Genomic DNA, 21,685 nt, shown 5'->3' with positions numbered 1-21,685 from the left:
CACGGGCCGTTCGGCGAGGTGGGAGCGGATGCGGCAGAGCCGCGCACGGTGACCGAGGGTGAGCGTCAGGCACCGCCTGCCGCCCGGAAAACCGGCGGAAGACAGAACGAAGCCCCCGATCACGGGGGAACAACCGGGGGCTTCGCGTCTGTGGGCGGCTCGAATGGCCGCACATTCAGAACGTAAGTCCTGTACGGCCTGGCGGTCAAGCCGAGTTGAAGCACTCCGGCAAGTTGTCCCGCAAGCGCATTCACAAGTTCAGCACACTGCGGGCGGTCCGTCACCGTGGGTGAGGGGATGGTCCGGTCCAACGGCCTCCGCAGGTCCCGGGAGTACCTCGAACCCCTTCTCTTGCTGCCGTACCAGGAGATCGGCGAAGGGTCGCGAGGGGTCGTGGGCGAAATGGCGCCGTTCCGCCGGGACCCAGCCGTTCCAGAACTCTCGCTGCTCCTCCCCGTCGCGTGCCCGCCCCCGTGCCCAGGCCTCCTCGCACGGCAGCTCCATCCACAGCAGCAGGGCGAGGTGGGGCCGCAGCGCCCGGCGTCCCGCGCCCACGCCCTCGACGAGGATCACTGGCGCGGGCGGCAGGGGGCGCCTGGGGCCGAAGCGGCGGGCGCGCCAGTCGTAGGGGGCGTAGTGCGCGGTCCGGCCGTGGGTCAGCGGTTCGAGCACCTGGTCGAACAGGCGCCCCGTCCAGTCGAACAGTTCGTCGTGGCTGGCGATGTCGTCGAGGCGCAGCACCGGCGCGCCCCCCAGCGCTGTCGCCAACTGCCCGGCGAACGTGGTCTTCCCGGAGCCCGCGTGGCCGTCGACGCCGACGAGACGGACCGGGCCGCAGGAGGGCGGGAGCCGGCGGATCCGGGAGGCCAGGTCGCGGACGGCCGGTCCCGGAGCATGGCGGAAGGGTGGATTCATCTCGCTCAGCACTCTAACGACGGCGCCCTCGGCCCGTGCCAGTGGTCGACGCCAATATTGGTCGGGCGTGGCGCGCGTCGAAGTGCTGGCGGGACCCGGCGGGCTGTGCTCCTATGTGGCGCATACATGTGTGCGCCCGGCCGGGCGGTGGACCCGTGTCGCCCGTGCCCGACTCCGACAACCGGGGGTCCTGCCATGAGCAGAGCCGAACAGCCCTCCCGCAGAACCGTTCTGGCCGCCGCGGTCGCCGCCGTCACGGCGAGCGCGGGCCCGGCGGCCGCCGTCACCGAGGCTCCCATGACGACCGACGCCGCAGACCCCGCCCGTGCGGTCCCGGCCCGCACGGTGGACAACCGGGCGTGGGTCTCGTACAGCGACTGGCACGGGGGCGCCCTCCAGGGCACGCGCGCCGTCGCGGGCACCCACCCGGGCGTGGTGATCGCGACGCCCGCCGGTACGACCGACTACACGGATCCGCACACCGGCACCACGGCCGCCTGGGAGTACGGCGCCTGGACGTCCCCCGCCCATCGCTTCGCCGTCCCCGCGACGGAGGCGATCGTCTCCTGGAACGCGCACACCCCGGCCGGGACGTGGCTCCAGGCCGAGCTCAGGGCCGACTACACGGACGGCACCAGCAGTCCCTGGTACGTGATGGGCCGCTGGGCAGCCGGCGACCAGGACATCCGGCGCACCTCGGTCGACGACCAGAGCGACGGCAAGAGCAGCGTCTGGACGGACACACTGGCGATCGACGATCCGTCGACGGGGCTGCGCATGGCCGCCTGCCGGCTGCGCCTGACCCTGTACCGCAGGCCGGGCACCAAGGCCACGCCCACCGTGTGGCGGCTCGGCGCGATGGGCTCCGACGTGCCCGACCGGTTCACCGTCCCGGCGTCCGTGCCCGGCCTCGCGAAGGAACTGGTCGTGCCGCGGTACTCGCAGGAGATCCACAAGGGCCAGTACCCCGAGTACGACAACGGCGGCGAGGCCTGGTGCAGCCCGACCTCCTCCCAGATGATCATCGAGTACTGGGGAGGCCGGCTCACCCCGAAGCAGCTGGCCTGGGTGGATCCCTCGTTCGCCGATCCGCAGGTGTGCCACGCCGCCCGGTTTACGTACGACTACCAGTACGCGGGCTGCGGCAACTGGCCGTTCAACGCCGCCTACGCGGCCACCTTCAAGGGCCTCCAGGCCGTGGTCACCCGGCTCGGCTCGCTCGGCGACCTGGAGACGCTGATCGCGGCGGGCATCCCGGCCATAACGTCCCAGTCGTTCCTGAAGGAGGAGCTGTCCGGCGCCGGGTACGGCACCGCCGGGCACCTGATGACCGTCGTCGGCTTCACGCCAGGCGGCGACGTGATCGCGGGCGACCCCGCCTCGGAGAGCAACGACGCCGTGCGGCGTGTCTACCGGCGGCGGGAGTGGGAGAACATCTGGTTGCGGACCAAGCGGTACAACGCCTCCGGCAAGGTCGTCTCCGGCACCGGCGGCGTCTGCTACCTGTACTTCCCGGCGCGCCCGACCGCGGGCCAGCGCAAGGCCCTGGCGGCCGTGGGCGTGCGGGCGTGATCCCGCCCGGACCACTGTGACCTGACCCACGACGGGGCCCTCCGACCTGCCATACTGCGGGTGTCCCGCCTCGCCCGCCCGTTGGAACCAGGGTCGAAATTGAATATCAGTCAACAACCTGCCGCGCGTCCCAGGGCCCGTGGCACCGAGCGCTCGCTGGCGCGCCGCGCCGAACTCATCGCCATCGGGCGGAGGTTGTTCGCCGACACGTCCTACGATGCCCTGTCGATGGACGACATCGCCCGGCAGGCGCACGTCGCCAAGGGGCTCATCTACTACTACTTCCAGTCCAAGCGCGGCTACTACCTGGCCATCATCCAGGACTCGGTGACCGACCTGGTCACCCTGGCGGCGAGCGGACTCGAACTGCCCCCGGTCGACCGTGTCCAGCGCACCATCGACCGCTATCTGCGCTACGCAGAGCACAACCAGGCCGCGTACCGCACGATCGTCAGCGGGGGCGTCGGCTTCGACACCGAGGTGCACGCCCTCCGCGACGGGGTGCGCGAGGCCATCGTCGCCACCATCGCCGAGGGGGCGTACGGCCGCGTCGACATCACCCCGCTGGCGCGTATGGGGCTGCTGGCCTGGGTGTGCAGCGTCGAGGGGGCCACCCTCGAATGGATCGACCGCCCCGAGCTGCCCCGGCAGACCATGTGCGAACTGCTGCTGAAGGGGCTCGGCGGCGCCCTGCGGGCGATCGAGGACCTGGACCCCGCCTACCCGGCTCCGGAGGCCGCCCACCAGGGGGCGTGAGAAGAGCGGAGGGAACCGGCACGGCCCCTCCGCCCCATGGGTCGGCAAGGTCTACTTGATGGCCTTGATCAGCTCACCGTTCGTCGTGTCGCCGCTCAGCTCCCAGAAGAACGTACCGCCCAGGCCCTGCTGGTTCTTGTAGGTCATCTTGGTCCCGATGGTCGCCGGGGTGTCGTAGCTCCACCAGTTGCTGCCGCACTTGGCGTACGCCGTGCCGGCCACCGTCCCCGTCGCCGGGCACTTGGTCTTGAGCACCTTGTAGTCCTCGATGCCCTGCTCGTAGGTGCCCGCCGCCGGGCCGGTCGCCGTGCCGCCGGGCGCCGACCGGGTGACGCCCGTCCAGCCGCGGCCGTAGAAGCCGATGCCGAGCAGCAGCTTCGAGGCGGGGATGCCGAGGCCCTTGAGCTTCGCGATGGTCGCCGACGTGTGGAAGTCCGCCTTCGGGATGCCGGAGTACGAGGTCAGCGCAGAGTGCGGGGCCGTCGGACCGGCCGCGTCCCAGGCGCCGAAGAAGTCGTAGGTCATCGGGTTGTACCAGTCGACGTACTGGGCGGCGCCGGCGTAGTCCGCGGCGTCGATCTTGCCGCCCGGGGTGGCGTCGGCGGTGATCGCCGCGGTGACGAGGTTGCCGGAGCCGAAGGTCGTGCGCAGTGCCTGCAGCAGGTTCCGGAAGGCCGCCTTGCCGCTGGTGTCGCAGGTCGCGCCGCAGGCGTTCGGGTACTCCCAGTCGATGTCGATGCCGTCGAAGACGTCCGCCCACTTGGAGTTCTCGACCAGGTCGTAGCAGGACCGGGCGAAGGCGGCCGGGTTCCTCGCGGCCTCGCCGAAGCCGCCCGACCAGGTCCAGCCGCCGAAGGACCACAGCACCTTGAGGTCCGGGTGCTTCTGCTTCAGCCTGCGCAGCTGGTTGAAGGTGCCGCGCAGTGGCTGGTCCCAGGTGTCGGCCTTGCCGTCGACGGACTCGGCGGCGGTGTAGGCCCGGTCGGTGGCGGCGTAGGCGTCGCCCATCGCGCACTTGCCGCCGGTGACGTTGCCGAAGGCGTAGTTGATGTGCGTGAGCCTGGCCGCCGAGCCCGAGGTCTCGATGTTCTTGACGTAGTACTTGCGGTCGTAGGTGCCCCATTCGGTGAAGTAACCGATGACCTTGGAGCCGGCCTTGAGGCCGGGAGCGGCCTTCGCCTCGGCGGCGGCTTCCTGAGCCGAGGTCGCCGCGGTAGCGGAGGTGCCCGCGCCGGCCAGCAGACCGGCGCCGAGGACGGCGCAACAGGCCGCGGACACGAGGGCCCTGAAACGGGAGCGGTGGGGGGTGTGCATCCGGTGTCTCCTCGTGGGGGAGAAGGGACGCGCGCACGCGCGCCGATTGGCATGAACGCGTTAATCGGTGGAGCGAAACAGTAGGAGGACTAGACCAGTTGGGTCAATGGTGCGGACCAATTTCGCTCTGCCGGACCCGCTCGGGTATTTCTTGAAGTAAGCGGTCGTTAACTGGTGACGGGATGCCTCCGATCGGGCATACTCACAGCGCACAGCCGCTGGTCAGCAGGTTCCGAGACCCGGGACTGCAAGCATCGGCCAGGCACCAGAACGACCCGGCGGCGCCGCCCTCACCCACGGGCCCGACCGCCAGTGCCCGACAGGGAGGAGAGCGTCGCCATGCCCGACCGCGCCCCGCAGCCGGTGGACCGACAACTGCCCACGGACGAGGCCCGGGATCTGATCTCGCTCGTCCGCGACATCGCGCAGCAGGAGATCGCCCCGCACGCGGCCGAGGAGGAGGACGCCGGCCGCTTCCCGCGTGAACTCTTCGGCCTGCTCTCGCGCTCCGGCCTGCTCGGTCTGCCGTACGACTCGGAGTACGGCGGGGGAGACCAGCCCTACGAGGTCTACCTCCAGGTCCTCGAAGAGCTCGCCGCGGCCCGCCTCACCGTCGGCCTCGGCGTCAGCGTGCACACCCTGGCCTCGTACGCGCTCGCCGCCTACGGCACCAAGGAGCAGCAGGTCGAGCACCTGCCCGCGATGCTCGGCGGCGGCCTGCTCGGCGCCTACTGCCTCTCCGAGCCGCACTCCGGGTCGGACGCGGCGGCCCTGCGCACCAAGGCGGTGCGGGAGGGCGACGACTGGGTGATCAACGGCACCAAGGCCTGGATCACGCACGGCGGGATCGCCGACTTCTGCACGGTCATGGCGCGCACCGGCGAGGAGGGCCCGCGCGGCATCACCGCGTTCCTGGTGCCGGGCGACGCGCCGGGGGTCAGCGCCGCGGCGCCCGAGAAGAAGATGGGCATGAAGGGCTCGCCCACCGCGCAGGTCCACTTCGACGACGTACGGGTCTCCGACGACCGCCGCATCGGCGAGGAGGGCCAGGGCTTCGCGATCGCCCTGTCCGCGCTCGACTCCGGGCGGCTCGGTATCGCGGCGTGCGCCATCGGCGTGGCGCAGGCGGCGCTCGACGAGGCGCTGGCGTACGCGGCGCAGAGGCGCCAGTTCGGCAAGCCGATCGCCGACTTCCAGGGCCTGCGCTTCATGCTCGCCGACATGGCGACGCAGATCGAGGCGGGGCGCGCGCTCTACCTGGCGGCGGCGCGACTGCGCGACGCCGGCCGGCCGTTCGCCCGGCAGGCCGCCATGGCCAAGCTGCACTGCACCGACACGGCGATGCGGGTCACCACCGACGCCGTGCAGATCCTCGGCGGCTACGGCTACACCGCCGACTTCCCGGCCGAGCGCTACATGCGCGAGGCCAAGGTGCTCCAGATCGTCGAGGGCACCAACCAGATCCAGCGGATGGTCATCGCCCGCCATCTCGTGGGTCCAGAGGAACGCTGAACTGGTCGAGGCCGCGCCAGGGGGCCGCGAGCCGCATCCACTCCGGGTCGTGACGGCCCGGCAGGGTGCGGCCCCGCTCGGCCCAGGCTCGCATCAGGTCGCGGTAGATCGGCGGGTCCTGATAGCGCGGCGCGGGCGGCCGAACCGATTCTGCGGGCGGCGGGACGTACAGGAGGCGCTGACGCCCGGTCGCTGAGGAGATGGGGGTCATACCAGGGCAACGCGGCTGAGGCCGGACAGGTCACCGGCAGCCGGAATCGGGCGTGCGTTCAGGCACGCCCGATTCCGTGTGTCCTCCGGGAGCCGGCCGCGGCGTACCGCCGGTCACTCGTCCGGGCACACCGAACCGCACCACGGCGGACCGCGTGCCGTGGTGCGGCGCAGCTACTCGGGGTGGGCGAGCGGGCCGGAAGCCCAGCGCTCAGGCCGCCTGGCGGCGCATGACGGGGATCCTGATGGGGCGTGAGCCCGGCCCGCCGACGTGCGAGAAGGGCTGGGTCCGCCAGTCGAGTCCCTGAGGGAGCGTCAACAGCAGGGCGGTGTCCTGCTCCTGAGGCTCGACGGACTCGTCGGCGGCGCGGGCGTCCGTGGCCCGGCGGCCCGTCCCGGCGCAGACCGTGAGCCCGAACGGGTTCCACGGTGAGGCGCACAGCGCGTGCTCCGGCAGGACCTCCTCGTCCGCCAGGAGGGCGATGGGCTGCGCGCAGTCCGGGCAGACGACCCGGAACATCTCGAAGGTGTCGTAGGCGTCGAGTTCGTCGTCGAAGGTGTCGGGTTCGACGCCCTCCGGCTCGGGCTCGACGACGAGCTGCTGCCGCTTGGGTGCGGTGCGACCAGGGCGCTTAAGACTCTGCATTGGGTTCTCCCCCTCGGGCTGGGCCGATAAGGCACTGCGGCCTCGACCACAGCAAGCACTTCCCGTCCCCCCTCGGCGGTAACCACGAGAACATCACGGAGACCGTTCGGGCCCTGTGGCGTTCGTCACATGCCGTGCGCAGGTGCCCACTGCGGCGGTTTTGTCCCCCCGGACTACCGACCGTCTTCTTCCGGCCACATCACGAACCGGGCATGACCAGGGCTCCTCAGCTATCCGAGGAGATCAACCGCCCTGTAGGTTCTTGCGCCATGGAGGAGCTGGACCGACAGATCGTGCAGCTGCTCGTCAAGGACGGGCGGATGAGCTACACAGACCTGGGCAAGGCCACGGGTCTGTCCACGTCGGCCGTGCACCAGCGGGTGCGGCGGCTGGAACAGCGTGGCGTCATCCGCGGCTATGCCGCGGTCGTCGACCCGGAGGCGGTCGGGCTGCCCATGACGGCGTTCATCTCGGTGAAGCCGTTCGATCCCAGCGCGCCGGACGACATCGCGGAGCGGCTGGCGGGCGTGCCGGAGATCGAGGCGTGTCACAGCGTCGCGGGGGACGAGAACTACATCCTCAAGGTCCGGGTCGCCACACCGCACGAGCTGGAGGAACTGCTGGCCCGGGTGCGGTCGTTGGCGGGGGTTTCGACCCGGACGACGGTGGTGCTGTCCACGCCCTACGAGGCGCGGCCGCCGCGCATCTGATGCCGCGGCCGCGGGTGGTTCGTGGTTGATCGCGCGGTTCCCCGCGCCCCTTTCGGGGCGTCGGAGCGGGGCCTGTGAGACTGTTCCCCATGAGTGAGTCCAGCACCCCGCCGAAGACCCTTCTGCTCCGTCGCGGAGAGGTCCACAGTCCTGCCGATCCCTTCGCCACGGCGATGGTCGTGGAACGGGGACAGGTGGCGTGGGTCGGGTCGGAAGGGGCCGCCGACGCATTCGCCGACGGGGTCGACGAGGTGGTCGACCTCGACGGGGCGCTGGTCACTCCGGCGTTCACGGACTCGCACGTGCACACCACGGCCACCGGCCTCGCGCTCACCGGCCTCGACTTGTCCTCGGCCCCCTCGCTCGAAGCGGCCCTGGCCCTCGTACGCGACTTCGCCGCCGCCCGGCCGGGCGACCGGGTGCTGCTCGGGCACGGCTGGGACGCCGCCCGCTGGCCCGGCGGCAGGCCGCCGACGCGGGCCGAACTCGACGAAGCCGCCGGTCGCCGTCCCCTCTACCTCAGCCGGATCGACGTCCACTCGGCGGTCGTCACCACGGCCCTGCTCGACCTGATCCCGGATGCGGTCACCCGTGACGACGGACCCCTCACCGCCGACGCCCACCACGCCGTGCGCGCCGCCGCGTTCGCAGCCGTGACGCCCCAGCAGCGCGCCGACGCCCAGCATGCCGCCCTCGAACACGCCGTCTCGCTCGGTATCGGCACGGTCCACGAGTGCGCCGGCCCGGAGATCTCCTCCGAGGACGACTTCACCGGGCTGCTGCGCCTCGCCGCCGAGGAGCCCGGGCCGCGCGTCGTCGGCTACTGGGCCGAGCGGGACGTGGCCAAGGCCCGGGAACTGGGGGCGATCGGCGCCGCGGGCGACCTCTTCGTCGACGGAGCCCTCGGCTCGCACACCGCCTGTCTGCACCAGCCGTACGCGGATGCCGGCCACACCGGCAGGGCCTACCTGGACGCCACCGCGGTCGCCGCGCACGTCGTGGCCTGCACCGAGGCGGGTCTCCAGGCCGGCTTCCACGCCATCGGCGACGCGGCCGTGGACACCGTGACCGAAGGCGTTCGGGCCGCCGCCGAGAAGCTCGGCCTCGCCCGGGTCCGGGCCGCCCGCCACCGCGTCGAGCACGCCGAGATGCTCACGCCCGAGACCGTCGCCGCCTTCGCCGAACTCGGCCTCACCGCCTCCGTCCAGCCCGCGTTCGACGCCCTGTGGGGCGGCGAGGACGGTATGTACGCGCAGCGGCTGGGTGCCGAGCGGGCACGGGCCCTGAACCCGTTCGCGGCCCTGTTGCGCGCAGGCGTCCCGCTGGCCTTCGGCTCCGACAGCCCGGTCACCCCGCTCGACCCGTGGGCACGGTCCGGGCCGCCGCGTTCCACGCACGCCGGAGCACGCGTCTCCGTACGGGCCGCGTCACGCGCACACGCGGGGCGGCTGGCGGGCGTCGACGGGACGACGCGGGCGTCCTGTGCGGGCGCCCCCCGCCGACTACGCGGTGTGGCGTTACCGGCGAACTGGTGGTCCAGGCTCCCGACGACCGGGTCGCCCGCTGGTCGACGGATCCCCGCTCCGGCACTCCGGGGCTGCCCGATCTGACCCCGGGCCGCGACCTGCCCGTCTGTCTGCGCACCGTGGTGGGCGGACGCACGGTCTTCGTACGGCCGGGCGAGTGATCTACGGGGGTGGCGCGCACGAGATCGTGCGCCGCACCCCCGGCGCGCGACCTGCGCATCCTCCGCGCTGACCAGGGCCTTGCCGCACAAAGCGCAGGTCGAACGGCTGTTGACAGGCTGCCGCAGGGGGCCGGTAGGTTCGGCCCAGTCCACCACCGGACGCCCGACCGGGGAACGTCCGCGCACTCGCCGCAGCGCCGCCGGGTCAGGGACGGTGTGCCGCACCGGGCACCGCCACTGGGAGCCAGGCTCAGGCCGGCGCAGCGCCGAGGGAACGTTCCGGCCGGTCGGGGAGGTGTGACCCGGGTGGGGCCCGGACGCTCAGTAGACAACGGCTTTCGGTCGATCCGCAGCCAGCGGGTCCCAGGTCGGCCCGAAGGGCGCCGGGCCCCCATCCGCCGTACGCTCGCCCCCGAAGGCGCATTCTTACCCGCGTCTCGCGGATTCGACACCACCATTCGAACGTCCTGTCACGTCATCGCAGGCCGGGCCCACTATGGTGGATCCTTGCGTACGGACATGAAGGGGCATCAGTGAACGACGGCGACGGAACCCTCGCGGCAGGAGCCCAGGGGAGGAAGTTCGGCCCGCTCGGCACCGCCTTGGTGATCATCCCGACCTACAACGAGGCGGAGAACATCAAGAGCATCGTCGGCCGGGTGCGCGAGGCCGTCCCCGAGGCGCACGTGCTCGTGGCCGACGACAACAGCCCGGACGGCACGGGCAAGCTGGCCGACGAGCTGGCCGTCGACGACGCCCACGTCCACGTGCTGCACCGCAAGGGCAAGGAGGGCCTCGGCGCCGCCTACCTCGCGGGCTTCCGCTGGGGCCTGGAGCGCGACTACGGCGTGCTGGTCGAGATGGACGCCGACGGCTCCCACCAGCCCGAGGAGCTGACCCGTCTGCTCACCGCCCTCAAGAGCGCCGACCTGGTGCTCGGCTCGCGATGGGTGCCGGGCGGCCGGGTGGTGAACTGGCCCAGGTCCCGAGAGGTGATCTCCCGGGGCGGCAGCCTCTACTCCCGGCTGGCGCTCGACCTGCCGCTGCGCGACATCACCGGCGGCTACCGTGCCTTCCGCCGCGAGACCCTGGAGGGCCTCGGTCTCGACGAGGTCGCCTCGCAGGGCTACTGCTTCCAGGTCGACCTCGCCCGTCGCGCGGTCAAGGCCGGCTACCACGTGGTCGAGGTGCCCATCACCTTCGTCGAGCGTGAACTCGGCGACTCCAAGATGAGCCGTGACATCCTCGTCGAGGCGCTGTGGCGGGTCACGGCGTGGGGCGTGGGCGAGCGGGTCGGCAAGGTCACGGGGCGCGGCGGCAGGCCGTCGAAACCGTAGCCGCCGTCCCGGAGCGCTTTCCGGACCGCGGGTCACAGGACGGGTCACGGAAAACACCTGATCGAGCGCTTATCCCGCACTGAGCCGGGGCCAGGCACACTGGAGTCATGACGACTGGCGCTCAGACCCCCAGTGACCCCGCCCGGCCGCGGCGCTCCCGGCTGCGTACGTTCCTGCCGTTGGGTATCGCCGCGTGGTTCGTGCTGGAGATCTGGCTGCTCACGATGATCGCGGGGGCGTCGAGCGGACTGGTGGTCTTCCTCGTCCTGCTCGCGGGTTTCGTGCTCGGCGCGGTGGTGATCAAGCGGGCCGGCCGGCGGGCGTTCCGCAAGCTCTCCGAGGCGCTGCAACAGCAGCAGAGCGGTGTGATGCCCGAGGCGGCCCGGCCGAACAGCGAGGGCAACGGTCTGATGATGCTGGGCGGCCTGCTGCTGATGATCCCCGGAGTGGCGTCGGACGCGGTGGGCCTGCTCCTGCTGCTGCCCCCGGTCCAGAAGGCCGTGAGCCGTTCCGCGGAGCGCACCTTCGAGCGCAAGCTCCGCGAGGCCGACGCGGGCACCCTCGGCGGTGCCTTCCAGCAGGCCCGGATGCACCGCCCCGACGGCAAGGTCGTCCAGGGCGAGGTCATCAGGGACGAGCCGGGCGACGCCCCGCGGGAACCGCGCCCGCCGCTCACGCACTGAGCGCGGCCCACGGGCCCCGGCCACTGAGCGCGGCCCATGGCCTCAGGTCGGCAGAGCAGACAGAAAACCGCGGGCGCCGTACTTCACGTACGGCGCCCGCGGTCTGATGCGCTGTGATTTCGGCCAGGCCCCGAAGGGACTTATGCCGACTTGCGGCTGTCTCGGGGATGAATCGCGATGTTCATCGCACCGGAGCGCAGAACCGCCAGGCGCTCCTCGAGGACCTCTTCGAGTTCCTCACGGGTGCGCCGCTCCATCAGCATGTCCCAATGCGTACGCGCGGGCTTGCCCTTCTTCTCTTCAGGGACATCGCCGTCCACGAGGAGTGCCTGGGCCCCGCAGACCTTGCACTCCCACTCCGGCGGGATCTCCGCCTCGACCGAGAAGGGCATCTCGAAGCGGTGCCCCTTCTCGCATGCGTACTCCACGGCCTGGCGCGGGGCCAGGTCGATGCCGCGGTCCGTCTCGTAGCTGGTCACCACGAGGCGCGTGCCGCGAAGAGCTCGCTCACTCATGAATCGTGCCTCCCGGGCTTGTCGCCCACAGGACAGGTGTCGCTGTCGTCGTCATCCGGTCAACGTCCGGTCGGCGGTAAAGATTCCCGTTCCGAGTCCCGTTCCGGGTCATGCGTCGCCGTCGTAGCCGCCCTTGTTGTACCCACCAGCGCCCGGTTTGTCACATCTGCTGGCAGATGTAACCTAGCGTTTCGGCATCTTTGACGCGCAGTAACGGTACGCCTGGCAGGCCAAACGCGTACACTACAGCCCTTTCGCTTCGAGTGCTAAATCCTGTCAGGAACCGGATTCCCCGCTTCGGCGATCGCACGCTGTACCGGAACCCGGGCGAGCAGAGCGAACCCGATGACGAAGAACCCCACCAGCGAGATGATCGCGTCCCGGTAGCTCCCGGTCAGCTGGTAGGTGACGCCGAACAGCAGCGGCCCCAGCCAGCTCATCCCGCGGTCGCTCATCTCGTACGCCGAGAAGTACTCGGCCTCCTTCCCGGGCGGCACGAGATGGGAGAACAGGGACCGGGACAGCGCCTGGCTGCCGCCGAGGACCAGTCCGATCCCGGCGGCCAGGACGAAGAACCACACCGGCACCCCGGCCGGCAGGAAGTATCCGGCCGCCAGCGTCAGCGTCCACGCGGCCAGCGAGCCGAGGATCGTGCGCTTGGCCCCGTAGGTCCGGGCCAGCCGGCCCATCGCCAGCGCGCCCACCACCGCCAGCACCTGCACCAGCAGGACGGCGCCGATGAGGGTGGACTGCCCGAGGCCCAGTTCCTCGGAGCCGTAGACCGAGGCCTGTGAGATCACCGTCTGGACGCCGTCGTTGTAGACGAGGTAGGCGAGCAGGAAGGCGAGGGTCAACGGGTGGCGGCGCATGTCGCGGACGGTCGCCGCGAGCTGGCGGAAGCCCGGCAGGGCGGCCTCCCGCGGGGTCGTCCTGCGGTCGCGCAGCCGACGGAGCGGGATGAGGGCGAACGCGCCCCACCACAGGCCGGCCGACGCCAGGCAGATGCGGACCGCGGTGCTCTCGGAGAGGCCGAAGCCGTCGTGCCCCGTGTAGAGGACCAGGTTGACGACGAGGACCAGGGAACCCGCCGCGTAGCCGAAGGCCCAGCCGCGGGAGGACACCGCGTCCCGTTGCTCGGGCGGAGCGATCTGCGGCAGATAGGAGTTGTAGAGCATCATCGCGACGGACTGCGCCGCGTTCGCGACGACCAGCAGGAGCCCGCCGAGCAGATAGCGGTCGCCGTCCAGGAAGAACATGGCCGTGGTGGCCGTGGCCCCCAGGTAGGCGGCGGCCGCGAGGAGCGGCTTCTTGCGGCCCGTGCGGTCGGCGGCGGCCCCCACCAGGGGCATCGCCAGCACCGCCACGATCACCGACAGGGACACCGAGTACGCGAAGAAGGACCCGGCGCGCACCGGGATCCCGAGCGGGTGGACGTACCCCTCGGCGTCCGCCGCCGACTCGGCGACCGACGTCAGGTACGGGCCGAGGAACACGGTGAGCACGCTCGTCGAGTAGACGGAGCACGCCCAGTCGTAGAAGTACCAGCCGCGCTGCTCGCGTCTGCGCTCCGCCGCCCCGTCGGCCGACGGTGTATGCACGGTGTCGGTCCCCACCCGTGCCCTCGCTTCCCCGTGAACGCGCGGAGGGCGTGGGCCCCGCGTCTCAGACCCAGACGCCGCGGTCCTCCATGACCTTGCGCAACGTGTCGATGTGATCGGTCATGATGCCATCCACGCCCAGATCCAGGAGCCGGTGCATACGCTCGGGCTCGTTGACGGTCCACACGTGCACCTGGAGCCCGCGCGCGTGCGCGGCGTGCAGGAAGCGGTCGTCCACGACCTGGATGCCGGACTGGATCTCGGGGACCTGGGCGGCGACCGCCGAGCGGCGCACCGCCGCAGGCAGCCCCCAGGAGCGCAGCCGCAGGTTGAGCACGCCCCGCGTGCCGTAGGACGTGGCCAGCCGCGGGCCGGCCAGCCGCTGGGCGCGCACCACGCGCGCCTCGGAGAACGAGCCGAGGCAGATCCGGTCCCAGGAGTCCGTCCGGCCGACCAGCTCCAGGAAGGCCAGCAGGGCGGCCTCCGCCTTGACGTCGACGTTCCAGCGCACGTCGGGGAAGGTCTCCAGGAGCTCCTCGAAGAGGGGCACCGGCTCCTCGCCCGCCACGCGCGCGTGCCGTACCTCCTGCCACGGCAGGTCGGCGATCCTGCCCGCGCCGTCCGTCACCCGGTCCAGGGTCGCGTCGTGGAAGGCGACGAGCCGGCCGTCCCGGGTGGCGTGGACATCGGTCTCGATGTACCGGTAGCCCGCCTCGACGGCGCACCGGAACTGCCGCACGGTGTTCTCCAGGCCCTCCGCGGCCCCGCCCCGGTGGGCGAAGGCGATCGGGCCGGGATGGTCGAGATAGGGGTGGCGTATCCGCGGGGTCACGGACGCAGTATCGCTCCTCGCGGTTGACCTGTGGCAACGACCGTGCTGCCGTCGGATGCCGGGAGGACGGCGAACACCCGCAGGAACAGCTGGGCGAGCGGGCCGATCGACACCGCGTACAGGAGGGTGCCGACGCCGACGGTGCCACCCAGGGCGAAGCCGGTCGCCACGACCGTGAGCTCGATGCCCGTGCGCACCAGACGGATCGAGACCCCGGTGAGCTGGTGCAGTCCCGTCATCAGGCCGTCGCGCGGGCCCGGGCCGAAGCGCGCCGCGATGTACAGGCCGGTCGCCGCGCCGTTCAGGACGATCCCCGCCACCATCAGCGCGATGCGCGGCGCCAGGCCGTGCGCGTCGGGCGCCAGGGCCAGTGTCGCGTCCATCGCCATGCCGATGACCAGCACGTTGGAGATCGTGCCCAGCCCCGGCCGCTGGCGCAGCGGGATCCACGCGAGGAGCACCGCGGCGCCCACGAGGGTCAGCACCACTCCGATCGACAGCCCCGTCCGCTCGGCGATGCCCTGGTGCAGTACGTTCCACGGCTCCAGGCCGAGTCCCGACCGGACGAGCAACGCCGAACTCGCGCCGTACAGCGCGAGACCCGCGTAGAGCTGGATGAGCCGCCGACCGAGACGGCGCTGCGTGGACATGTGGTGCCCCCTGTGGTGGTAGTGGACTGACGCATGACACCATGTGGCTTGGACGCTGAGTCCAACCAGGGCCAATCCGGGGAAGGTGGACTGATTCCGATGGCGCAGTGGACCTCGGCCGTGGGGGCGGCGCAGCTCGCCCGGCTGCTCAACTCCCAGCAGGACCGCCCGGCGGGGCCCGGCACCCGCAGGCCGCCCGCCTACCGCGCGCTCGCGGACGGCATCCGGCTGCTGGTGCTCGAGGGACGGGTCCCGGTGGCCGCCCGGCTGCCCGCCGAGCGCGAACTCGCGTTGTCCCTCTCCGTGAGCCGTACGACGGTCGCGGCCGCGTACGAGGCGCTGCGCGGCGAAGGGTTCCTGGAGTCGCGGCGGGGCGCCGGAAGCTGGACCGCGGTGCCGGCGGGGAACCCCGTGCCGGCGCGGGGGCTGGAGCCCCTGCCGCCGGAGGCCCTCGGCTCGCTGATCGACCTCGGCTGTGCCGCCCTGCCCGCGCCCGAACCGTGGCTGACCCGGGCCGTGCAGGGCGCTCTGGAGGAACTGCCGCCCTACGCGCACACGCACGGCGACTATCCCGCCGGGTTGCCCGCGCTGCGGTCGATGATCGCCGAGCGGTACACCGCGCGCGGGATCCCGACCATGCCCGAGCAGATCATGGTCACCACCGGGGCGATGGGTGCCATCGACGCGATCTGCCATCTGTTCGCCGGACGGGGCGAGCGCGTCGCCGTCGAGTCGCCCTCGTACGCCAACATCCTCCAGCTCATGCGGGAGGCCGGGGCCCGGCTCGTGCCCGTCGCCATGGCCGAGGGGCTCACCGGGTGGGACATGGACCGGTGGCGGCAGGTCCTGCGGGACGCCGCCCCGCGCCTCGCCTACGTCGTCGCCGACTTCCACAATCCGACCGGGGCGCTCGCCGACGACGACCAGCGACGGCGGCTGGTGGACGCGGCGCGGTCCGCGGGGACCGTGCTGATCGCCGACGAGACGATGAGCGAGCTCTCGCTGGAGGACGTGCGGATGCCGAGGCCGGTGTGCGCGTTCGACCCGGCCGGGTCCACGGTGATCACGGTGGGGTCGGCGAGCAAGGCGTTCTGGGCCGGTATGCGCATCGGGTGGGTACGGGCCGCGCCGGACGTGGTCCGCAGCCTGGTCGCCGCGCGGGCCTACGCGGATCTCGGTACGCCCGTGCTGGAGCAGCTGGCCGTGAACTGGCTGTTCGGAACAGGTGGCTGGGAGCGGGCCGTCGCGGCGCGGCGGGAGCAGGCGCGGCAGAACCGGGACGAACTCGTGGCGGCGGTGCGCCGGGAGCTGCCCGGGTGGGAGTTCGAGGTGCCGCGCGGTGGGCTGACGCTGTGGGTGCGGACCGGGGGGCTTTCCGGGTCGCGGCTCGCGGAGGCGGGGGAGCGGGTCGGGGTCCGGGTGCCGTCCGGGCCGCGGTTCGGGGTGGACGGGGCGTTCGAGGGGTATGTGCGGCTGCCGTTCACCGTGGGCGGCGCGGTGGCCGAGGAGGCGGCCGCGCGGCTGGCGGCGGCGGCACGGATCGTGGAGTCCGGTGGGGTCAGCGGTACGGAGGCACCGCGTACGTTCGTCGCTTAGCGCTCGGCGGGGGCCGGCTTCGTCAGCACCGGGACCGGCTCGGCTTCGGCCGGCTCCGGGACCGGCTCCGGCTCGCCTTCCGCCGGTGCCGGCACCGTCTCTCCGTCCGCCGGTGCCGTGCGGGGCGGGAGGAGGTCCAGCACCGCCTGGCGGTGGGCTTCGGTCGTCGCGTCGTCGTAGGGGTGCGGCGTGGCAGGGACCTGGAGGCGGTGGACCGGGCCCGTGCCCAGGCGGGCGTAACCACGGCCGGGTGGGACCTCGTCGACGGGGGTGGTGTGCGGGGGCGCCCCCAGGACGGACTCGCACTGCTCGCCCGTCGCCGGACCGAGGACGACGCGGGCACGCGTGTGGTGCCGTACCGGTTCGCTGAGCATCTCCATGCAGTCCAGCTGGTCGGCCACCACCACCGTCACGTTCACCGGGCGGCCGTGCCGCAGGGGGACCTGGAGGAGGGACTGGGGGTCCTCGCGGTCGTCGGCCGCGGCCAGATGGGTGAACGCCGTCGGACGGTCCAGGAGGATCCACAGCGGGCGCCTGGTGTCGTCCGGCGGCGGGTGCCCCGCCTGGTGGGCACGGTTGGCGGCGATGAGGCGTCGCTCGGTCTCGTGCGCGGCCCACTCCAGGCTCGCCAGGACCCCGGCGAGTCCGCACTCGACGGCCAGGACGCCGTCCCGGCCGGTCAGGCAGGCGTACTCGCCGGTGCCGCCGCCGTCGACGATCACCACGTCGCCGTGCCGGAGCGCCTGCAGGGCGATGGACCGGAGCAGGGAGGACGTGCCGCTGCCCGGCAGGCCGAGGGCGAGCAGATGGGGCTCGGTGGAGCGCAGACCCGTGCGCCAGACGACGGGGGGCGCGTCCCGCCGCTGCTCGCCGCAGGTCAGGGGGAGTGTGCGCCGGACCCGGGTCGGGTCGGTGAAGCCGAGGACGATCTCGCCGGGCGCGGTGACGAAAGGCTGGGCGACGATGTCGACGGCGAGCGGTGAGAGCACGTCGACCGTCAACTGGTTGCCTTCCTCGTCCCACGTGAAGTGGTATTCGCGGCCACGGCCCGACTTGGCGGCGAGAAGGTGCTCGACCTTGGCGCGGGCCTCGGCCTCCCCGTCGGCGAAGTACGCCGGGTAGCGCCACCACCAGGTGGCGAGATCGCTGCGGCGTCGACGCGTAAGTGGGAGACTGTCCCACCGCGCCGCGTGGCGCGTACAGCGGCTCAGGGTCTCGGTCGTGGAGAAGTAGGGCACGAGCGCCTCGTACAGCGACTCCAGGCGCTGGGTCTGCGACTCGTCGGGCCCCTCCGGTACTACCGCGGCACCCTCCCGGCCCTGCCAGGCCGCCGCCGCCATCAGGGTGATGGCGGCGAGCAGCGGCCCGTACGGAGCCAGCGCCACGACCAGGATCACGGAGGCCATCAGGAACAGCAGCGCCCCCCGCTTCTCCTTGGGGGTCTCGGTCCATCTGCGCCGCCCGGCCGCTGCCAGCCGGCGCAGACCCCGCGTGATCGTGATCAGCGGGTGGAGGACGTCGGTGGCGCTGTCGGCGGCCGTCCGGGCCAGCTCCCGGCTCCGGGCGAGCTGTGCGCCGCCGTTGCTCAGAATGCGGGGGAGGGGGCGCCGGGCCACTGCTGCCTCCAGTCAGTACGTACGGGCGGGGTGCGTACGGGGAGCGGGGTCGTCAGAACTTGATTCCTCCCAGGAGGCTCGCCAGGCTCTCGCCGCCCGCCTTGATGCTCGGGGCGATGGCCGTACTGGCCAGATAGAAGCCGAAGAGCATCGTGACCACGGCGTGCGACGCCTTGAGGCCGTCCTTGCGGAAGAAGATGAAGACGACGATGCCGAGCAGGACCACGCCTGAGATGGAGAGAATCATGTGGGTTCTCCTGGTTCGCGGGGACAGTCACCATGAGTACTTCCAGGCTCACAGGATGTATCCATACGATAAAAGGTGCAACTGGGTTAAATCCGGACCATTTCCCCCCGGTTGACGGAGTGGTCCCTGGCCGGCCGAACCGGGCCGTGGTCCTCGCCCGGTCTGTGGTGATCTTTACCTCGGGCACATCGGGTCATGTGCGGCGTGAGCCAGTACCCTGGCGATTCACTCGTACGGCTGCGCCACTCGCAGGCGTACGCACCCGACGTGACGCGCAGGAGAGGCGGTCCGGCCGATGACCGAAGTCCCCGACCCCGAGGTCGTGGAGCTGGCGACCAAGATCTTCGATCTGGCCCGGCGGGGACAGACCGAGGCGCTCGTGGCGTACGTGGACGCGGGCGTTCCGGCCAACCTCACCAACGACCGCGGCGACTCGCTCGTGATGCTCGCCGCCTACCACGGCCACTCCGACGCGGTGCGCGCCCTGCTCGACCGCGGCGCCGAGGCCGACCGGGTGAACGACCGAGGCCAGACCCCGCTCGCGGGAGCGGTCTTCAAGGGCGAGGCGGACGTGATCAAGGCTCTTCTGGAGGGTGGCGCCGACCCGGCCGCCGGTACGCCCTCGGCCGTCGACACCGCCCGGATGTTCGGCCGGACGGAATTGCTCGAACTGTTCGGCGATCACTGAGCCGACCAGTCTGACCTGGAACGACAACGAAAACGGGGGAGGCGGTAAAGGGCCGCCGAAATTTCGGTCGCGGCAGACGGAAGTGCCGAGTCATCATGACGACGTGGTTCACGGACGTGATGGTTGGGCAGGTGTTGCCGCACCGCGCGGGCCGTGACGCGGTCCGCAAGGGCCACCGACGAGAGGCAGAGGAAGATGGTCTACAGCAAGCAGGAAACGGCGGGCACTCCGACGTGTTGTCGCGCGGCCAGGTAGTACACGTCCCCGGTTGCGTCGACGCTTGATGTGAGGCTGTTTCCCATGTTCGATCCGGTCATAGCGCCCAGCGGTACGCTGCTCGGCCTGCTCCAGCGGGGTCGCGGCGACGGCACGCTGCACGCGCTCACCGCCCCCCGCGCCGAGGCGCTCGCGGCGTTGAACCACTGCGTGCTGCGCGATCCCCGCCACGACTGGCAGGTGGAGAACCGCTCCCTCTACTACGCCCGCCTCTACCTCGACCTGAACGGCGAGCTGGACGAGGTCGAGGCCCATCTCTTCGGCGCCGAGGACGTCCTCGACAGCGACGAGTCACGCACCGGGCTCGCCCTCGCCGTCCTCGGGCACCTCGCCTCCTACGGCAGGCGGGACGCGCTCGAACTGCTGCGCAGGTACGCCGCCCACGGCTCCAACTGGGCCTGGGCCCTCGACGAACTCGCCCTGCGGGACGACGACGCGGGCCTGCGCGCCCTCGCCGCGCCCGTCCTCGCGCGGTTCCCGGCCGACCCGGAGGGCGAGGCCGAGCTGGCCGTCGCCGTCCGTGACGCCTTCGAGCCCCGGCCGTGGCGGCTGTGGGCCGAGGATCCGCGCGAATCCGTCGCCACGCGTGTGCGTGCCGCCCACGAGGCGGGCTGTTTCGACCGCTGGCAGCGGCAGATGCGGCCGACCGGGCCCCGTCCCGGATGGAGCGTGAGCGCCGTCTTCGAGTGGGCCCAGCAAGGCCTCGAACGGGGCGCGGCACTCCATGTCCCGGCCGCCCGCTGCCTCACCGCCGTGGCGGGCCCCGACGACCGGGCCGAGATCGTCCGGGCGGCGAAGGACGGCAGCGACGGAGCCCGGTGCACCGCCCTGCGCTATCTCGCCGACGGAGGCGATCCCGACGCCCTCGACCTGATCGAGGGCGCCGTGGCCACCGGCTCGACGGTCGTCGTGGACGCCGCCGTCGACGCCTTCGAACGCATGCGCTCGCTCGCCGCCGTCGACCGGGCGCGCGGCTGGGCCCGGCGGCCCGACCCGCTGGGCGCCGCCGCCGGACGCGTTCTCGCCTGCCGGGGCGGGGCGCGGGACCGCGACCTGGTCCTCACGGCCCTGCGCGAGGCCGTACGGGGTGAAGGCCCTGACGCGCCGACGCTGTGGACCCTCGTCGACGGCACCGGGCGGCTCGGCATCGCCTGCGCCGCACCCGTGCTCCGGCACGTCTACCGGGAGACCGCCTCCTCCCATCTGCGCGGCCGGGCGGCCCGCGCCCTCGCCGCCACCGACCCCTCCTTCGCCACCGGCTTCGCCGTCGAGTGCCTGTGGGACTGCGAGGAGACCACCCGCGAGATCGCCGCCCGGCACGCCGAGACCGGAGACGCCCGCGTCGTCGAGCGACTGCGCCGGCTCGCCGCGGACCCGGCCGAGGAAGCCGAGGTCCAGACGGCCGTACGCAGCCGGATCGGTCCCGAGGAGACCGCTGTGTGACCCCCTCGGTGCCAGATCGGCGGGGCGGAATCAGGCCGCCCGGGTGAACGAGGGGTGACTCGCGGGTCAGGAGGGCATGGACGCCGTCTGACCTGCGCGGGTGCACCTCAGAACGCTCATAGGACGTTCCTCGGCCGGAAAGATCCACGTTGACGCGGCCACGTCCGGCACGGCGACAACACCGGTATGCGTGTCGTCATCGTGACCGAATCCTTTCCCCCCGACGTGAACGGCGTGGCCCACTGCGCGCTCCAGACCGCCCGGCACCTCGTCGATCGCGGTCACGCCCCCGTCGTCGTCGCCCCGGCCCCCGCGCCGGGGCACAAGCCCGACGCGTCAGCGCCGTGCCCCGTCGTCCACGTCCCCTCCCTCCCGCTCCCCGGCTACCCCCAGGTCCGCGTCGCCCTCCCCAGCCGGCGTCTGGCCGCCACCCTCGTCGAGCACCGTGCCGACGTCGTCCACCTCGCCAGCCCCTTCGTCCTCGGGGTGCGCGGCATGGCCGCCGCCGCCCGCCTCGGCATCCCCGCCGTCGCCGTCTACCAGACGGACCTGGCCGGATACGCCCGTACGTACATGGGCGCCGGAGAGGCCGCCGCCTGGCGGCGCATCCGCTCCGTCCACGGCGCGGCCGACCTCACCCTCGCTCCGTCCACCGCGGCCCTGCGCGACCTGGAGACGCACGGGGTGCCGCGGGTCGAGCTGTGGCCGCGTGGTGTGGACACCGCACGGTTCCGGCCCGACCGCCGTGACGAGGCGCTGCGGCGGGAACTCGCCCCGAACGGCGAAGTGATCGTCGGCTACGTCGGCCGGCTCGCCCCCGAGAAGCAGGTCGAACTCCTCGCCGGTGCCTGTGGCCTGGACGGCGTCCGCGTCGTGATCGTC

General features: G+C 72.1%; 20 protein-coding genes and 1 pseudogene. 11 read left to right on the top strand and 10 right to left on the bottom strand.

Features of this window, described 5'->3' with window-relative positions; translation table 11 throughout:
* Nucleotides 1–258: 258 nt before the first annotated feature.
* Entirely contained in the window at nucleotides 259–915 is a 657-nt protein-coding gene (locus SSQG_RS06385; RefSeq protein WP_003988908.1) for a uridine kinase family protein, read from the bottom strand.
* A gap of 195 nt (nucleotides 916–1,110) precedes the next feature.
* Here SSQG_RS06385 and SSQG_RS06380 point away from each other — a divergent pair, with 195 nt between their 5' ends.
* Together SSQG_RS06380 and SSQG_RS06375 are read left to right on the top strand one after the other, a co-directional pair.
* Nucleotides 1,111–2,487, top strand: coding sequence for a peptidase C39 family protein (locus tag SSQG_RS06380; RefSeq protein ID WP_003988907.1), 1,377 nt, complete (start codon nucleotides 1,111–1,113; stop codon nucleotides 2,485–2,487).
* 99 nt (nucleotides 2,488–2,586) lie between these two features.
* Entirely contained in the window at nucleotides 2,587–3,243 is a 657-nt protein-coding gene (locus SSQG_RS06375) for a TetR/AcrR family transcriptional regulator (RefSeq protein ID WP_003988906.1), read from the top strand.
* A 51-nt stretch (nucleotides 3,244–3,294) separates the two neighbouring features.
* Here SSQG_RS06375 and SSQG_RS06370 read toward each other — a convergent pair whose 3' ends face one another.
* Nucleotides 3,295–4,557: a glycoside hydrolase family 18 protein gene (locus tag SSQG_RS06370; protein ID WP_003988905.1), complete on the bottom strand. Its 1,263-nt coding sequence runs from the start codon at nucleotides 4,555–4,557 to the stop codon at nucleotides 3,295–3,297.
* Between the two features lie 339 nt (nucleotides 4,558–4,896).
* Here SSQG_RS06370 and SSQG_RS06365 point away from each other — a divergent pair, with 339 nt between their 5' ends.
* Complete coding sequence (locus SSQG_RS06365) at nucleotides 4,897–6,069, top strand: acyl-CoA dehydrogenase family protein (protein WP_003988904.1); 1,173 nt, start codon at nucleotides 4,897–4,899, stop codon at nucleotides 6,067–6,069.
* On the opposite strand, the gene SSQG_RS43930 is transcribed toward SSQG_RS06365, so the two are convergent.
* Both SSQG_RS43930 and SSQG_RS06360 read right to left on the bottom strand, forming a co-directional pair.
* Nucleotides 6,032–6,280, bottom strand: coding sequence for a hypothetical protein (locus SSQG_RS43930; protein ID WP_003988903.1), 249 nt, complete (start codon nucleotides 6,278–6,280; stop codon nucleotides 6,032–6,034). The two genes, SSQG_RS06365 and SSQG_RS43930, sit on opposite strands and share 38 nt — an antisense overlap.
* A 210-nt stretch (nucleotides 6,281–6,490) precedes the next feature.
* On the bottom strand, nucleotides 6,491–6,925 hold the full coding sequence (locus tag SSQG_RS06360) for a hypothetical protein (RefSeq protein ID WP_003988902.1): 435 nt from the start codon (nucleotides 6,923–6,925) through the stop codon (nucleotides 6,491–6,493).
* A gap of 269 nt (nucleotides 6,926–7,194) precedes the next feature.
* On the opposite strand from SSQG_RS06360, the gene SSQG_RS06355 reads away from it, so the two are divergent.
* The 4 genes and pseudogenes from SSQG_RS06355 to fxsA all read left to right on the top strand — a co-directional run bounded on the left by SSQG_RS06355 (nucleotide 7,195) and on the right by fxsA (nucleotide 11,342).
* Nucleotides 7,195–7,635: an Lrp/AsnC family transcriptional regulator gene (locus SSQG_RS06355; RefSeq protein ID WP_039932055.1), complete on the top strand. Its 441-nt coding sequence runs from the start codon at nucleotides 7,195–7,197 to the stop codon at nucleotides 7,633–7,635.
* Nucleotides 7,636–7,724: 89 nt separating this feature from the next.
* Nucleotides 7,725–9,322 (top strand): annotated as a pseudogene (locus SSQG_RS06350) (amidohydrolase).
* 533 nt (nucleotides 9,323–9,855) lie between these two features.
* The gene (locus tag SSQG_RS06345) at nucleotides 9,856–10,659 is read left to right on the top strand and encodes a polyprenol monophosphomannose synthase (RefSeq protein ID WP_039932054.1); all 804 of its coding nucleotides are present in this window, start codon (nucleotides 9,856–9,858) and stop codon (nucleotides 10,657–10,659) included.
* Between the two features lie 107 nt (nucleotides 10,660–10,766).
* The gene (gene fxsA / locus SSQG_RS06340) at nucleotides 10,767–11,342 is read left to right on the top strand and encodes an FxsA family membrane protein (protein ID WP_003988898.1); all 576 of its coding nucleotides are present in this window, start codon (nucleotides 10,767–10,769) and stop codon (nucleotides 11,340–11,342) included.
* Between the two features lie 140 nt (nucleotides 11,343–11,482).
* On the opposite strand, the gene SSQG_RS06335 is transcribed toward fxsA, so the two are convergent.
* The 4 genes from SSQG_RS06335 to SSQG_RS06320 all read right to left on the bottom strand — a co-directional run bounded on the left by SSQG_RS06335 (nucleotide 11,483) and on the right by SSQG_RS06320 (nucleotide 14,937).
* Entirely contained in the window at nucleotides 11,483–11,857 is a 375-nt protein-coding gene (locus tag SSQG_RS06335) for an RNA polymerase-binding protein RbpA (RefSeq protein ID WP_003988897.1), read from the bottom strand.
* 266 nt (nucleotides 11,858–12,123) lie between these two features.
* Nucleotides 12,124–13,470 carry an MFS transporter gene (locus SSQG_RS06330; RefSeq protein ID WP_003988896.1) on the bottom strand — a complete coding sequence of 449 codons (1,347 nt, stop codon included), beginning with the start codon at nucleotides 13,468–13,470 and terminating at the stop codon, nucleotides 12,124–12,126.
* 49 nt (nucleotides 13,471–13,519) lie between these two features.
* Nucleotides 13,520–14,287, bottom strand: coding sequence for a glycerophosphodiester phosphodiesterase (locus SSQG_RS06325; RefSeq protein ID WP_003988895.1), 768 nt, complete (start codon nucleotides 14,285–14,287; stop codon nucleotides 13,520–13,522).
* A complete protein-coding gene (locus SSQG_RS06320) occupies nucleotides 14,284–14,937 on the bottom strand; it encodes a YczE/YyaS/YitT family protein (RefSeq protein WP_039932051.1) in 654 nt (217 codons plus the stop codon). Before SSQG_RS06320 ends, SSQG_RS06325 begins: the two co-directional genes overlap by 4 nt.
* Nucleotides 14,938–15,036: 99 nt before the next feature.
* Here SSQG_RS06320 and SSQG_RS06315 point away from each other — a divergent pair, with 99 nt between their 5' ends.
* Nucleotides 15,037–16,533, top strand: a complete 1,497-nt coding sequence (locus SSQG_RS06315) for a PLP-dependent aminotransferase family protein (RefSeq protein ID WP_003988893.1) — start codon at nucleotides 15,037–15,039, stop codon at nucleotides 16,531–16,533.
* Here SSQG_RS06315 and SSQG_RS06310 read toward each other — a convergent pair.
* Together SSQG_RS06310 and SSQG_RS06305 are read right to left on the bottom strand one after the other, a co-directional pair.
* Nucleotides 16,530–18,149: a membrane protein gene (locus tag SSQG_RS06310; protein WP_039932050.1), complete on the bottom strand. Its 1,620-nt coding sequence runs from the start codon at nucleotides 18,147–18,149 to the stop codon at nucleotides 16,530–16,532. The genes SSQG_RS06315 and SSQG_RS06310 overlap by 4 nt on opposite strands.
* A gap of 52 nt (nucleotides 18,150–18,201) precedes the next feature.
* Nucleotides 18,202–18,396: a hypothetical protein gene (locus SSQG_RS06305; protein ID WP_003988891.1), complete on the bottom strand. Its 195-nt coding sequence runs from the start codon at nucleotides 18,394–18,396 to the stop codon at nucleotides 18,202–18,204.
* A gap of 295 nt (nucleotides 18,397–18,691) precedes the next feature.
* Here SSQG_RS06305 and SSQG_RS06300 point away from each other — a divergent pair, with 295 nt between their 5' ends.
* The 3 genes from SSQG_RS06300 to SSQG_RS06290 form a co-directional block, all read left to right on the top strand.
* Complete coding sequence (locus SSQG_RS06300) at nucleotides 18,692–19,084, top strand: ankyrin repeat domain-containing protein (RefSeq protein ID WP_003988890.1); 393 nt, start codon at nucleotides 18,692–18,694, stop codon at nucleotides 19,082–19,084.
* 300 nt (nucleotides 19,085–19,384) lie between these two features.
* Nucleotides 19,385–20,803 (top strand): HEAT repeat domain-containing protein, encoded by a 1,419-nt coding sequence (locus SSQG_RS06295; RefSeq protein ID WP_003988888.1) that lies wholly within the window; start codon nucleotides 19,385–19,387, stop codon nucleotides 20,801–20,803.
* A gap of 186 nt (nucleotides 20,804–20,989) precedes the next feature.
* Nucleotides 20,990–21,685: glycosyltransferase (locus SSQG_RS06290; RefSeq protein WP_003988887.1), on the top strand; the 696-nt coding region annotated here is incomplete at its 3' end.

The sequence above is a fragment of the Streptomyces viridochromogenes DSM 40736 genome, assembly GCF_000158955.1.
Taxonomy (GTDB): domain Bacteria; phylum Actinomycetota; class Actinomycetes; order Streptomycetales; family Streptomycetaceae; genus Streptomyces; species Streptomyces venetus.
This window is presented reverse-complemented; position numbering and strand designations above follow the sequence as displayed.

Coding starts and splice junctions, on each gene's coding strand:
- SSQG_RS06385 (WP_003988908.1), bottom strand. CDS start 915: ATGAATCCACCCTTCCGCCATGCTCCGGGACCGGCCGTCCGCGACCTG.
- SSQG_RS06380 (WP_003988907.1), top strand. CDS start 1,111: ATGAGCAGAGCCGAACAGCCCTCCCGCAGAACCGTTCTGGCCGCCGCG.
- SSQG_RS06370 (WP_003988905.1), bottom strand. CDS start 4,557: ATGCACACCCCCCACCGCTCCCGTTTCAGGGCCCTCGTGTCCGCGGCC.
- SSQG_RS06365 (WP_003988904.1), top strand. CDS start 4,897: ATGCCCGACCGCGCCCCGCAGCCGGTGGACCGACAACTGCCCACGGAC.
- SSQG_RS43930 (WP_003988903.1), bottom strand. CDS start 6,280: ATGACCCCCATCTCCTCAGCGACCGGGCGTCAGCGCCTCCTGTACGTC.
- SSQG_RS06360 (WP_003988902.1), bottom strand. CDS start 6,925: ATGCAGAGTCTTAAGCGCCCTGGTCGCACCGCACCCAAGCGGCAGCAG.
- SSQG_RS06355 (WP_039932055.1), top strand. CDS start 7,195: ATGGAGGAGCTGGACCGACAGATCGTGCAGCTGCTCGTCAAGGACGGG.
- fxsA (WP_003988898.1), top strand. CDS start 10,767: ATGACGACTGGCGCTCAGACCCCCAGTGACCCCGCCCGGCCGCGGCGC.
- SSQG_RS06335 (WP_003988897.1), bottom strand. CDS start 11,857: ATGAGTGAGCGAGCTCTTCGCGGCACGCGCCTCGTGGTGACCAGCTAC.
- SSQG_RS06320 (WP_039932051.1), bottom strand. CDS start 14,937: ATGTCCACGCAGCGCCGTCTCGGTCGGCGGCTCATCCAGCTCTACGCG.
- SSQG_RS06315 (WP_003988893.1), top strand. CDS start 15,037: ATGGCGCAGTGGACCTCGGCCGTGGGGGCGGCGCAGCTCGCCCGGCTG.
- SSQG_RS06305 (WP_003988891.1), bottom strand. CDS start 18,396: ATGATTCTCTCCATCTCAGGCGTGGTCCTGCTCGGCATCGTCGTCTTC.
- SSQG_RS06300 (WP_003988890.1), top strand. CDS start 18,692: ATGACCGAAGTCCCCGACCCCGAGGTCGTGGAGCTGGCGACCAAGATC.
- SSQG_RS06295 (WP_003988888.1), top strand. CDS start 19,385: ATGTTCGATCCGGTCATAGCGCCCAGCGGTACGCTGCTCGGCCTGCTC.